At 71.6% G+C, this 12533-nt stretch carries 12 protein-coding genes; 9 read left to right on the top strand and 3 right to left on the bottom strand.

Annotated elements, in window-relative coordinates; translation table 11 throughout:
• The first annotated feature begins 40 nt into the window (after positions 1 to 40).
• Positions 41 to 1654, top strand: a complete 1614-nt coding sequence (locus ACPEH0_RS05660; protein WP_366213850.1) for a DHA2 family efflux MFS transporter permease subunit — start codon at positions 41 to 43, stop codon at positions 1652 to 1654.
• Here ACPEH0_RS05660 and ligD read toward each other — a convergent pair.
• Positions 1615 to 2847 carry a non-homologous end-joining DNA ligase gene (ligD, locus tag ACPEH0_RS05655; RefSeq protein WP_366213851.1) on the bottom strand — a complete coding sequence of 411 codons (1233 nt, stop codon included), beginning with the start codon at positions 2845 to 2847 and terminating at the stop codon, positions 1615 to 1617. The two genes, ACPEH0_RS05660 and ligD, sit on opposite strands and share 40 nt — an antisense overlap.
• A 100-nt stretch (positions 2848 to 2947) precedes the next feature.
• Here ligD and ACPEH0_RS05650 point away from each other — a divergent pair, with 100 nt between their 5' ends.
• Complete coding sequence (locus ACPEH0_RS05650) at positions 2948 to 4243, top strand: M18 family aminopeptidase (RefSeq protein WP_366213852.1); 1296 nt, start codon at positions 2948 to 2950, stop codon at positions 4241 to 4243.
• Between the two features lie 67 nt (positions 4244 to 4310).
• On the opposite strand, the gene ACPEH0_RS05645 is transcribed toward ACPEH0_RS05650, so the two are convergent.
• Entirely contained in the window at positions 4311 to 5333 is a 1023-nt protein-coding gene (locus ACPEH0_RS05645; RefSeq protein WP_217530740.1) for a hypothetical protein, read from the bottom strand.
• Between the two features lie 246 nt (positions 5334 to 5579).
• Between ACPEH0_RS05645 and ACPEH0_RS05640 the strand changes: the two genes are divergently transcribed.
• The 3 genes from ACPEH0_RS05640 to ACPEH0_RS05630 all read left to right on the top strand — a co-directional run bounded on the left by ACPEH0_RS05640 (position 5580) and on the right by ACPEH0_RS05630 (position 8550).
• Positions 5580 to 6191: a PadR family transcriptional regulator gene (locus ACPEH0_RS05640; protein WP_064002954.1), complete on the top strand. Its 612-nt coding sequence runs from the start codon at positions 5580 to 5582 to the stop codon at positions 6189 to 6191.
• Positions 6192 to 6196: 5 nt separating this feature from the next.
• On the top strand, positions 6197 to 7924 hold the full coding sequence (locus tag ACPEH0_RS05635; protein ID WP_366213853.1) for an ABC1 kinase family protein: 1728 nt from the start codon (positions 6197 to 6199) through the stop codon (positions 7922 to 7924).
• A 68-nt stretch (positions 7925 to 7992) separates the two neighbouring features.
• Positions 7993 to 8550 (top strand): NYN domain-containing protein, encoded by a 558-nt coding sequence (locus ACPEH0_RS05630; protein ID WP_064002956.1) that lies wholly within the window; start codon positions 7993 to 7995, stop codon positions 8548 to 8550.
• A gap of 6 nt (positions 8551 to 8556) precedes the next feature.
• On the opposite strand, the gene ACPEH0_RS05625 is transcribed toward ACPEH0_RS05630, so the two are convergent.
• On the bottom strand, positions 8557 to 9591 hold the full coding sequence (locus ACPEH0_RS05625) for a lactonase family protein (RefSeq protein WP_217530746.1): 1035 nt from the start codon (positions 9589 to 9591) through the stop codon (positions 8557 to 8559).
• Positions 9592 to 9678: 87 nt separating this feature from the next.
• On the opposite strand from ACPEH0_RS05625, the gene ACPEH0_RS05620 reads away from it, so the two are divergent.
• Genes ACPEH0_RS05620 through ACPEH0_RS05605 form a run of 4 tightly spaced genes read left to right on the top strand, consistent with a single transcriptional unit; the run spans position 9679 to position 12513 of the window.
• Complete coding sequence (locus ACPEH0_RS05620) at positions 9679 to 10476, top strand: sulfite exporter TauE/SafE family protein (protein ID WP_217530748.1); 798 nt, start codon at positions 9679 to 9681, stop codon at positions 10474 to 10476.
• A gap of 38 nt (positions 10477 to 10514) precedes the next feature.
• Positions 10515 to 10961 carry an FAS1-like dehydratase domain-containing protein gene (locus tag ACPEH0_RS05615; RefSeq protein WP_217530750.1) on the top strand — a complete coding sequence of 149 codons (447 nt, stop codon included), beginning with the start codon at positions 10515 to 10517 and terminating at the stop codon, positions 10959 to 10961.
• Entirely contained in the window at positions 10958 to 11377 is a 420-nt protein-coding gene (locus tag ACPEH0_RS05610; protein WP_217530752.1) for a MaoC/PaaZ C-terminal domain-containing protein, read from the top strand. The genes ACPEH0_RS05615 and ACPEH0_RS05610 overlap by 4 nt, the downstream gene beginning before the upstream one ends.
• Entirely contained in the window at positions 11377 to 12513 is a 1137-nt protein-coding gene (locus ACPEH0_RS05605; protein ID WP_359919555.1) for a UDP-N-acetylmuramate dehydrogenase, read from the top strand. Before ACPEH0_RS05610 ends, ACPEH0_RS05605 begins: the two co-directional genes overlap by 1 nt.
• Positions 12514 to 12533: the final 20 nt, after the last annotated feature.

Here is a 12533-nt window from a genome sequence, read left to right as displayed (position 1 = left end):
ACTATCGCTGTCGGATTGCTAGAAAAGCGAGGTAAATCTCATGGCGAAGGGCTCCCGGCGGTGGTTCGGTCTCGTCTTCATCAGCGTCGCGGTCTCGCTCATCATCGTCGACTCGACGATCGTGAACGTCGCGGTGCCCTCGATCGTCGAAGAGCTGAAGATCAGCTCGACCGAGGTGCAGTGGGTGCAGGAGGTCTACACCCTCGTCTTCGCCTCGCTGCTGCTGCTGTTCGGCGCCTTCGCGGACCGGTTCGGGCGACGGCGGATCATGCTGCTCGGCGTCGCGATCTTCGCCGCGTCGTCGGTGCTCGCGAGCTTCGCGCCGACGGGTGAGCTGCTGATCCTCGCCCGTTTCGTGCAGGGGATCGGCGGCGCCATGATCCTGCCGACGACCCTGTCGCTCATCAACTCGACCTTCCGCGGCCGCGAGCGCGGCATCGCCTTCGCTGTCTGGGGCTCCACGATCGGCGGGATGGCCGCCGTCGGGCCGCTGCTCGGCGGCTGGCTGACGACGGCGTTCTCGTGGCGGTGGGCGTTCGGCATCAACGTGCCGCTGGGGATCATCATCGTGATCGGCGTCCTGCTGACCGTCGCGGAATCCCGCGAGGCCCGCAAGCGGTCGATCGACGGCGTCGGGGCGCTCCTGTCCGTCATCCTCTTCGGCTCGCTTGTCTTCGGTCTCATCGAGGGGCGCACGTTCGGGTGGTGGACGGCCGAGGACGGCCTGACGATCGGCGGGTGGGACTGGCCGTTGACGATCTCGCCGATCCCGTTCGCCTTCGCGATCACCCTCGTCGCGCTCGCGCTCTTCGTCTGGTGGGGCCTGCGCCGTGCCCGCCGCGGCCAGGACCCGCTCATCGACTTCTCGCTGCTGAGCATCTCCTCGTTCCGGAACGGCAACATCGCCGCCCTCGTCGTCTCGCTCGGCGAGTTCGGACTCATCCTCGCCCTGCCGCTGTGGCTGCAGTTCGTCCTCGGCTTCGACGCCCTGCAGGTGGGCTTCCTGCTGCTCGCCCTGGCGGGCGGCTCGTTCGTCGCGAGCGGGGCCGCGGGCGCGTTCAGCGGCAAGGTCCCGGCGGTCGTCGTGGTACGCGTCGGCATCCTGGCCGAGATCGTCGGCATCGCGTGGGCCGGGTTCATCATCGGACCGGATGCCGCCTGGGGCTGGCTCATTCCGGCGCTCGCCGTGTACGGGTTCGGCGTCGGACTCGCGACGGCGCAGCTCACCGGCGTCATCCTGCAGGATGTCCCGGTCGAGAAGTCGGGCCAGGGGTCGGGCATGCAGTCCACCGCGCGCCAGGTCGGATCGGCGCTGGGCGTCGCGATCCTCGGGACCGTGCTGTTCACGACGACCGGAGGTGTGCTCGCGGCATCCCTCGACGACGCCGGGGTGCCCGCCGCGCAGGCCGACACCGTCGTCTCGGCCGTCGTCGATTCGGCCGGCGCCGCGATCGCCGGGTTCGAGGCGGACCCGGCGCAGGCGCAGATCGCGGATGCCGCGCGCACCGCGTTCTCGGACGGCACCCGCGCCTCGGCGCTGACCGCCGCGGGCTTCTTGGCGATCGGCCTCGGCGCGACCTTCGCCCTGGGGTCGGGGCGCCGGCGCGAGGAGTCTCAGGAGTCGCGGCCGGCGGAGCGCCTCCAGGGGTCGTAGTCGACCTCGAGCGGCTCCTGCGGGGGCCGTTCGGGTTCGGGGACGTGCTGCAGGTTGACGCGGACGCGGTACCACAGCGAGCTCGATCCGCGCATGCCGTCGACGAGCACGTCGGCGGGGGAGAGGCGGCGGGTGACGTCGGGATGCCGCGCCTTCCACCGCTCGAGACCTTCGAGGGCCTCGTCCTTCGTCGCGGCGCGCGAGATCTCGATGAGCGGCATCGTCGACTGGCGGCGCCCGGTGCCGTCGCCGCCCCGGGGCGCGCGTTCGGCGGGTCCGAGCCGCTCGGCGAGGTCGAGCAGTCGGCCCAGCGAACCGGGTGCGTCGTCGATGCCCGCGTGCGCGTCGCCGCGCTCGGCGAACAGGGCGGGAACCGTGCGCACCGTGAACGCCTCGGGGCGGACCTCGCGCAGGTCGTCCCAGTCGACCGGCATCGACACGCGGGCGTCGGGGAGCGGGCGCACCGAGTAGGCCGAGGCGACCGTGCGGTCCTTCGCGTTCTGGTTGAAGTCGACGAACACGCTCTCGCCGCGCTCCTCCTTCCACCAGTGCGCCGTCGCGAGCCCCGGCGCGCGGTTCTCGACTTCGCGCGCGAACGCCTGCGCGGCCAGTCGCACCTGCGGATAATCGTGGGCCCGGTCGGTGCGGACCAGGATGTGGATGCCGCGCGAACCCGACGTCTTCGGCCAGCCCACGAGCCCGACGTCGGCGAGCACGTCGCGCGCGACGAAGGCGACGTCGACGATCTGCGTCCAGTCCACGCCGGGCATCGGGTCGAGGTCGATGCGGAGTTCGTCCGGGTGGTCGAGGTCGTCGGCGCGAACCGGATGCGGGTTGAGGTCGAGGCATCCGAGCCCCACCGCCCAGACCAGGCCCGCGGCATCCCGGATCACCGCCTCTTCGGCGCTCGTCCCCGAGGCGTAGCGGAGCGTCGCGGACGACACGAAGTCCGGCCGGTTCTCGGGCACGCGCTTCTGGAAGAACGCCTCCTGACCGATGCCCTTCACGAAGCGCTTCAGCGCCATCGGGCGGTCGGCCACGCCGCGGATCGCGCCGTCGGCGACGGCGAGGTAGTAGTCGGCGAGGTCGCGCTTGGTGATCCCCGGCTCGGGGAACACCACCTTGTCGGGGCTCGAGAGCCGCACCACGTGCCCGTCGACCTCGAGCGTGACCGCGTCGTCCTTCTTCGCCATGCGCCCGGTTTACCCCGCCCGCGCCGGCCCCGCCACGGGGTTGCGGCGCGGCTGTGTCTACGATCGAGAGGTCCCGTCCGGCATCCCTCCTGGAGGTCCCATGTCCACGCCCGTGTCCGGCACGGCCGCACTCGACCACGCCGCCGACCTGGCCGACTTCGTCGCCGCCTCGCCGTCGAGCTACCACGCCGCAGCCGAGGTCGCCCGTCGACTGCGCGAGGTCGGCTTCCGCGAGCTCGACGAGCGTGAGGCCTGGCCGGCGCAGCCCGGTGGCCGGTTCCTCGTGGTCCGCGACGGTGCGGTGCTCGCCTGGATCGTCCCGGAGAGAGCGGATGCCGCGACCGGCGTCCACGTCTTCGGGGCCCACAGCGACTCACCCGCCCTGAAGCTCAAGCCGCGCCCCACCACCGGGTCGCACGGATGGCTGCAGGCCGGCGTCGAGGTCTACGGCGGGCCGCTGCTGAACTCGTGGCTCGACCGTGAACTGCGCCTCGCGGGTCGCCTCGTGCTCGACGACGGCACGAGCGTCCTCGCCGCGACCGGACCCCTCCTGCGCCTGCCGCAGCTCGCGATCCACCTCGACCGCGAGGTCAACGACGGGCTCGCCCTCGACCGGCAACGGCAGACCCAGCCGGTCTGGGGTCTGGGTGACGCCGACTCGTCGGATCTGCTCGGCGAGCTCGCGGCGCAGGCCGGCGTCGACGCGACCCGCATCCGCGGATACGACGTGGTCACGGCGGATGCCGCACGCGGCGCGGTCTTCGGCAAGGACGATGCGTTCTTCGCCTCGGGGCGGCTCGACGACCTGGCGTCGGTGCACGCCGGTGTCGTCGCGCTCGCGCGCGCGGCGAACGGATTCGACGGGGAGCGCATCGCGATGCTCGCCGTCTTCGACCACGAGGAGGTCGGCTCCGCCACCCGCTCGGGTGCCGCGGGGCCCTTCCTGGCCGACGTGCTCGAGCGGATCCAGCTGAGCCTCGGCGCCGACCGCGAGCAGCAGCTGCGCGCCCTCGCGTCGTCGTGGTGCGTCTCGAGCGATGTCGGTCACGCGGTGCACCCCAACTACGCCGAGAAGCACGACCCCGTCGTCCAGCCGCGGCTGGGCTCCGGCCCGATCCTCAAGATCAACGCGAACCAGCGCTACGCGACCGACGGCGCCGGGGCCGCCGCGTGGCACGGCTGGTGCGAGACCGCCGGTGTCGGCTCGCAGGAGTTCGTCTCGAACAACGCGGTGCCGTGCGGCTCGACCATCGGTCCGATCACGGCGACGCGACTGGGCATCGCCACGGTCGACGTCGGCATCCCGATCCTGTCGATGCACTCGGCCCGCGAGCTCGCGGGCGTCACCGACCTGTACGACCTGGCCCGTGTCGCCGAGGCGGTCTTCACCTCCTGAAACGGCGGATGCCGCGGGCCCGCCGACGTGGTGTCGGGGACCCGCGGCATCCGGGGGCGTGCGGGGGTCAGTACCAGCCGTTGGACTGGGAGTGGCCCCATGCGCCGCAGGGGCTGCCGTAGCGGCCGTCGATGTAGCCGAGGCCCCAGGCGATCTGCGTCGCCGGGTTCGTCTTCCAGTCGGAGCCGGCGCTGCCCATCTTGCTGCCGGGCAGGGCCTGCGGGATGCCGTAGGCGCCGCTCGAGGAGTTGTACGCCTGGTAGTTCCAGTTCGACTCCTTGTTCCAGAGGGAGACGAGGCACGAGAACTGGTCGTCGCCCCAGCCGTAGTTTCCGAGCATGCTGCGCGCGGTCGCCTGCGCGGCGCCGGCGGACGTGCCCGAGGCGGCGCGCTTGGTCGTGCCGGCGGAGCTCGACGAGCCCGACGACGACGAGCCGGAGGAGCTGGACCGGGATGCCTCGGCCGCGGCAGCTTCTTCGGCGGCCTTCTTCTCGGCGGCGGCCTTCGCAGCAGCCTCGGCCTTGCGCTTCTCCTCGGCCAGACGCTCCTTCTCCTTCTGGATGGCGGCGTCCAGGCGGCCCTGGAGCGCGCCCGTCTGCTCGTTCACCTCGGCGACCGCCTCTTCGACGGCGGCGGTGGCGTCGCGCGTGTCGAGCAGCAGCGGGAGGGCGGAGACGTTCTCGAGGTCCGAGACGGCCTGAGCGAGGTCATCGGTCTCGACCGTGGTGTCGTCCGTACCGACGTCCAGCTTCGAGGTCGCGATGTCCGCGGTGACCTTCTTCGAGGCTGCGACCGCGTCGTCGGCGCGGTCGAGCGTGGACTGGATCTTCGAGGCGGGGACCGAGGTGGCGACGCCGGCGGTGATCGAGTCGGGCAGTGCCTTCGTGAACGAGGCCAGCGCGATCGCCGGGGTCGATTCGGCACGTGCCGTGGCCGGAGCGGGGGCCATGGCGGTGGCGCTAGCGGCGATGGCGAACGCGGTGGTCAACGTCGTGAGGACGAGGACCGGACGGCGCCGGAGTCGGCGTGCGTCGGTGCGGGTCGTGCGGATGGATCGGCGGGTGGGGGTGGATGGCGTGTCTGTAGGCATGCAGAAGAAAAGGTTCCGTGTAGCGAGAACACGCTCCGATGGAGCGCGCGTGTCCGTTCGGGCGGGCACGAGTCGCCCACTCTGTCTCACATTCCTGGGCGTTACCCGAACGTTACCTGGACAGTCGCGTCATCGACGGTGTCCGAAAAAGGCCTGATCACAAACCCTGGGAAGTTGCTGACGCCGCCCCTTGGCTGCCGTCAGCGATATATCGTTGGGTATCGGTCACCATCTGAAGGAGACATCATGAACAGCTCATTCGGCTCGCAGGGCTTCGGTTCGGGCGGCTTCGGCGGCGGCGGTCGCGGCTTCGGATCGGGGTCCCAGGGCTTCGACCTCAGCGGCCTCGGCGCGAATCTCATGGAAGCGTTCGAACAGTTCCGCACCCAGTTCGACCAGCGTCCCGCATCGCCCCGGATGAGCCGCGGCGACGTCCGCACCGCCGTGCTCGCCCTCCTCGCCGAGAAGCCGATGCACGGGTACCAGATCATCCAGGAGATCGACTCGCGCAGCGGCGGCTCGTGGAAGCCGAGCGCCGGCTCGGTCTACCCCACCCTTCAGCTCCTCGCCGACGAGGGCCTGATCGTCGCCGAGGAGGCGAACGGTCGCAAGACGTACTCGCTGACGGACGCCGGCCGGATGGTCGCCGAGGAGGCCGTGGGATCGGCCCCGTGGGAGACCGCCGCGCCGCAGAAGGAGCACCCGCACCGCGCAACCGCGCTGCCCAAGGCGGGCGTCGAGCTCGCCCAGGCCGCCGCGCAGGTGGCGCGCTCCGGCTCTCCCGAGCAGGTGGCACAGGCCGTCGAGATCCTCGACGAGGCCCGCCGCCGGCTCTACGCCCTGCTCGCGCAGGGCTGACCCGCGTGGCAGCACGGCGTCGGGAAGGCGACGACCTTCCCGACGACCGCGACGCACGGGCGCGCTACCGCCGCATCCTCCGTTTCGCCGCGAGGGCCCTCGTGGTCACGTGGTGGTTCGAGCTGTTCCTTCCCCGGATCGGTCTCGGCTGGATCGGCGTGCGCGGCCGTTCGGCGCGCATGCAGCGGATCGCCCGACGCTTCCACGCGCTCGCGATCGACCTCGGCGGTCTCATGATCAAGGTCGGGCAGTTCATGTCCTCGCGCCTCGACGTGCTGCCGCCCGAGATCACCAAGGAGCTCGAAGGTCTGCAGGACGAGGTCCCCGCCGTCCCGTTCCCGCTCATCAAGGCGGAGGCCGAGGGTCAGCTCGGGGTCACCCTCGACCGCGCGTTCGCCGCCATGGAGACCGCGCCGGTGGCCGCGGCATCCCTCGGCCAGGCTCACCGCGCACGACTGTCGTCGGAGGACGCAGCCCTGACCGGGCTGGACGCCGTCGTCGTGAAGGTGCAGCGCCCGGGCATCCAGGACATCGTCGACACCGACCTCGCAGCACTCCGCCGGGTCGGCAGGTGGCTGAGCCACGTACGGATCGTGTCGGACCGCGTCGACGCGCCGCAGCTCGTCGAGGAGTTCGCCGAGACGAGTCTCGAGGAGATCGACTACCTGCACGAGGCCGCGAACGGCGAGCGGTTCGCGGCGGACTTCGCCGGCGACCCGCGCGTCGGCGTCCCCACCGTCGTCTGGGAGCGCACCTCGCGGCGCACCCTGACCCTCGAAGACGTCACGGCCATCAAGATCACCGACCACGAGTCGCTCCGGGCCGCCGGCATCGATCCCGCCGAGGTGGCGCAGGTGTTCGCCTCCGTCATGTTCGACCAGGTGTTCACGCACGGGTTCTTCCACGCCGACCCGCATCCGGGCAACATCTTCGTCACGCCGATGCCGACGACGGATGCCGCGGGTCCCGCGACCCCGCCGTGGCGGCTCACGTTCATCGACTTCGGGATGATGGGCGAGGTCCCGCCGAGCCTGCGCGCCGGTCTCCGCCGCCTCATGATCGCCGTCGCCGCGCGCGACGGCGTGGCCCTCGTGCAGAGCATCCGCGATGTCGGCGTCCTGCTGCCGAGCGCCGACACGAGCGAGCTCGAGCGCGCCATGACCCAGCTGTTCGCGCGCTTCGGCGGGATGGGTTTCGCCGAGCTGCGCGAGGTCGACCCGCGGGAGTTCCGCGCGTTCGCGATCGAGTTCCAGGACGTCGTGCGGACGCTGCCGTTCCAGTTGCCGGAGAACTTCCTGCTCATCGTGCGCGCCATGTCGCTGACCTCGGGTGTCTGCAGCGCCCTCGACCCCGCGTTCAACCTGTGGGATGCCGTCGAGCCCTATGCGTCGCGCCTCGTCCGGGAGGAGGGGCGCAACGCCGTGACCGACGTGCTGCGGCGCGCGGTGACCTCGCTGACGACCGCTTCGCGCCTGCCGGACCGCGTCGACGACCTGATCACCCGCGTCGAGGACCATCGCATCACCCTGCCCGACCCGGCGCTGGAGCGTCGCGTCGCGCGGCTCGAGCAACTCGGCCGTCGCACCCTGTCGGGCATGCTGTTCGCCGGCCTCCTCGTCGGGGGCGCGGTGATCCGCCCCGACGATCCGGTGCTCGGCGGTGTCCTCATGACGGGGTCGCTCCTGCCGCTCGCGCACGCCGTGCTCGCGGGGGTCTTCGGCCGCCGCTGGTGAGCGGGCGCCGACGCCTAGGATGAGTCGGGCGCACCGGTCCGCTGGTGGCGGTGCGCGGAGGAGGCGGCATGGCCGGCAATCGCAGGACCTGGGTGCTCGTCGACGGGGAGAACATCGACGCCACCCTGGGCGGATCGATCCTCGGCCGGCGTCCGCAGCCCGATGAGCGGCCGCGGTGGGACCGCATCCTCTCGTTCGTCGCGGACAGCTGGAACCAGGATGCCCGCGGGCTCTTCTTCCTCAACGCGTCCATCAACCTGCCGATGTCGTTCGTGCAGGCGCTCCTCGCCCTCGGCTACCAGCCCGTGCCGCTGTCGGGAGACCCCGACGAGAAGGTCGTCGACCTCGCCATCCAGCGCACCCTCCGCGCCCTGCAGGACCACGGCGACGACGTCGTCCTCGTCAGCCACGACGGCGACTTCGTCGACGACCTCGGCGTCCTCGCCGACGGCTCGCGCCGTGTCGGCGTGCTCGCCTTCGAGGAGTTCCGCAACGCCGGCTTCGCCCAGATCCCCGGCATCCGCTTCTTCGACCTCGAGTACGACGCCGGAGCGTTCGACGCTCAGCTGCCGCGCGTGCGCATCATCCCGATCGCCGAGTTCGACCCGGAGCAGTTCCTGCGCTGAGCGCGCTCAGGCGAAGCGGACCCAGTTCGCGCCGCGGCCGGTCTCGTACCGGCCCTGCAGGTGCAGGTCCGCGCCGTCGACGCGGTAGAGCGAGACGGTCGTCGAGCGCTCGCCCGCCGCGACGAGCAGTGTGCGGTCGTCGCTGACGGCGAAGCCGCGCGGCTGGTCCTCGGTGACGACGAAGCCGGTCGGTTCGGAGAGGGAGCCGTCCGGCGCGATGCGCAGGGCCGCCAGCGTGCTCGCGGTCCGCTCCGAGGCCCACACGACGCCGTCGGTGAGGTGGATGTCGGCACCCCAGACGTAGCGGTTCTCGCGGGGGTCCTCGTCGATGACGCTGTGACGGAGCTTCTCGGACGGGTCGTGGGCGGGCGTCGACGACAGCAGCTCGAGCGTGCCCGCCGCCGGGTCGCGCCGGTAACGCAGGACTTCGCCGGTGAACTCCGTCAGAACGTACAGGGTCTGCTCGTCGTCGCCGAACGCGAGGTGACGCGGGCCGCTGCCGGTCGGAGCTGCGGCCACCGGCGGGTCGAGCGGGGTCAGCGCGAGGTCGTCGCCGAGCGAGAACTGCGCGATGAGGTCGCTCTCGAGCGAGACGAAGTAGGTGTGGCGGCCGTCGCCGCTCGCGATCACCGAGTGCAGTCGCGGGAAGCGGACCTCGGCGGCGGGCGGGCTGACCACCCCGTACGCGTCGACGGCGCAGACGATCCCGTACCCGCCGGAGTACGCCGCGCCCAGCAGCACCGAGCCGTCCCGCGTGAGCGAGAGGTAGTTCATCGCGCCGCCGGGCAGCGGCACGCGGGTCAGCGGGGTGAGGTCGCCCGTCTCACGGTCGAGGGAGAGGGTGAGGATGCCGGCATCCGCGTTCTCGTCGTCGGCCTTGACCGACGCGTAGACGAGGCCGCGCTCGGGGTCGACGGCGAAGTTCGAGCATCCGGTGGTGCCGGTCGTGACCGACAGGCGCTCGAGCCCCGCATCCGTCACACGGAACGTGCTGATCGAGGATTCACCGGCATTGGCCACGAGGACGAGCGAAGGGGACATGCTTCGATCGTAGGCCGAGGCTCCGCGCGGGCGTCCGCCGGGCCGGGAGTAGGGTCGAGGCATGCGTTTCGTGTCGGACCCCGCCTCGTGACCACGACACCCCCCGTCGCCCGCACCCCCCGCTACTACCTGGGCGCACTGGGCATCGGCCTGCTCGCCGGGCTCATGTCGGGCATGTTCGGCGTGGGCGGCGGAACGGTCATCGTGCCCCTTCTGCTGACGCTGCTGGTCTTCGATCAGAAGCGCGCCGCCGGCACCTCGCTCGCCGCCATCGTGCCCACCGCCGCGGTCGGCGTCGTGTCGTACGCGGCCGTCGGGGCCGTCGCCTGGGTGCCTGCGCTGATCCTCGCCGGCGCCGCGGTCGTCGGCGCGCAGATCGGTACGTGGCTCCTCGCCCGGCTGCCGCAGAACGCGATCCGCTGGGGCTTCATCGCCTTCCTCGTCGTCGTCATCGTGATGCTCTTCATCGTCGTGCCGTCCCGCGAGGCCGAGTTGCCGCTGAACTGGCTCACGGGAACGGGCCTGGCCGTCCTCGGTGTCTTCACCGGCGTGATGGCGGGGCTCCTCGGGGTGGGCGGAGGCGTCATCGTCGTGCCCGCGCTCATGTTCCTCTTCGGCACGAGCGATCTGGTGGCCAAGGGCACCTCGCTGCTCATGATGATCCCGACCGCGATCTCGGGCACGATCGGCAACCTCCGCCGCCACAACGTCGACCTCGTCGCCGCCGGCGTGATCGGTGTCGCCGCGTGCACGACCACCGCCCTCGGCGCGTGGCTTGCGACCCTCGTCGACCCGTTCACGGCGAACGTCCTCTTCGCGGTCTACCTGACCTTCATCGCCGTGCAGCTGTCGATCAAGGCCGTGCGGGCCCACCGCGCCCGCTGAACCGGGCCGGCGCCGGACCCGGACGGTAGGATCGACCGGTGCCCGTGAATCCCGAGTTGCAAGGTCGTGTTTTCCCGCCGACCGCCCCGTACCTCGTCGGCCGCGAGAAGGTGCGCGAGTTCGCCCGCGCGGTGTTCGCGACCGACCCGCAGCACGACGACCCCGAGGTCGCGCGTTCCCTCGGCTACGCCGACGTCGTCGCGCCGCCGACCTTCGCGATGGTGATCCAGGACGCCACGCTGCAGCAGCTGCTGAGCGAGCCGGACTCCGGCATCGTGCTCGAGCGCGTCGTGCACGCCGAGCAGCGCTTCCGCTACACGCGGCCCATCGTCGCCGGTGACGAGCTGACGGGACGCCTGACGGTCACCGGCATCCGCGCCTTCGGGAAGGGTGCGATGGTGACCAGTGAGGCCGAGATCACGGATGCCGCCGGTGACCACGTCGTCACCGCGACCTCCGTCCTGCTGGTGGGAGGCGACGAATGACCGCCGTGGGCCCGGCCTTCGAGCTCGGCGCTGTTGTCGCCGAGCGCACCGTGCACCTGACCCGCGCCGCGCTCGTGCGCTACGCGGGCGCGTCGGGGGACTTCAACCCGATCCACTACAACGACGCCGTCGCCGAGCGCGTGGGGCTGCCGGGCGTCCTCGCCCACGGCATGCTCACGATGGGCCTCGCCGTCGAGACGATCGTGTCGTGGCTGGGGGACTCCGGCCGCATCCTCGACTACGGCGTCCGCTTCACGCGCCCCGTCGTCGTCGACACCGATGCGGGGGCCGACGTCTCCGTCGTCGCCAAGGTCGGCGCGATCGAGGACGACGCCGTGCGCATCGACCTGACCGTCTCGCACGACGGCACGACCGTTCTCGGCAAGGCGCAGGTGCGCGTGCGCGCGGCATCCTGATGCCCGAGATCGCCCCCGTCCCGCTGTCGCAGCTCACGACGCTCCGCGTCGGAGGGATGCCGCGCCGCATGATCGAGGCCGCGACGACCGACGAGCTCGTCGCCGCCCTCCGTGACGTGTGGGACGACGGCGACCGCTGGCTCGTCGTCGGCGGCGGGTCGAATCTGCTGTTCGGCGACGACGAGTTCGACGGCACCGCCGTCCTCGTGCGGACGAGCGGCATCGAGCGCCTGCCGTCGCCGCACCCCGGCCGCGTGCGGCTGAAGGTGCAGGCCGGTCACAACTGGGACGACCTCGTCGCGCAGACCGTGGCCGCAGGACTCAGCGGCATCGAAGCCATGTCGGGGATCCCCGGCACCACCGGCGCCGCCCCCATCCAGAACGTCGGCGCCTACGGTCAGGAGATCGTCGAGACGCTCGTCGAGGTCGAGCTCATCGACGAGGCGACCGGCGAGGTGTCGGTGGTCCCGGCATCCGATCTGGGACTGGGGCTCCGCACCTCGGTGCTGAAGAAGCACTACGGGTCGGTCCCCGAGCGCTCCGCCGTCATCCTCTCGGTCACGCTGGAGCTCACGCAGGTCGGTCACGGCGACGTCCCCGTGCGCGGCGCGCAGCTGCGTTCGGCGCTGGGCCTCGAACCGGATGCCGCGGTCTCGCTCGCGTGGATCCGCGAGACGGTGCTCGACATCCGCTCCCGCAAGGGCATGGTGCTCGACGAGGACGACCACGACACCTGGAGTGCGGGGTCGTTCTTCCAGAACCCGATCGTCTCGGCGCAGTTCGCCGCGACGCTCCCGCCCGAGGCGCCGCGCTGGTCGATGGCGCCCGAGCCCGAGGCCGACCGGGTGATCCCGCTCGACCGGTTCGACGGGTTCATCCCGCCGCGGGCGGACGGACCCGCGCCGGTCAAGATCAGCGCCGCGTGGCTCATCGAGCAGGCGGGGATGCGCAAGGGCTTCCGCCTGCCGGGCTCGCGCGCGTCGCTGTCGACGAAGCACGCGCTCGCCCTCACGAACCGCGGACGCGCGACCGCAGAGGAGGTCGCCGCGCTGGCGCGACTCATCCAGCAGCGCGTGCAGTCCGAGTTCGGGGTGCTGCTGCAGCCCGAGCCGGTGCTCTTCGACGTCGAGCTCTGACCCGAGCCGTCGACCTCGGT

Source organism: Microbacterium sp. NPDC079356, assembly GCF_049545465.1.
Taxonomy (GTDB): Bacteria; Actinomycetota; Actinomycetes; order Actinomycetales; family Microbacteriaceae; genus Microbacterium; species Microbacterium gawkjiense.
This window is presented reverse-complemented; position numbering and strand designations above follow the sequence as displayed.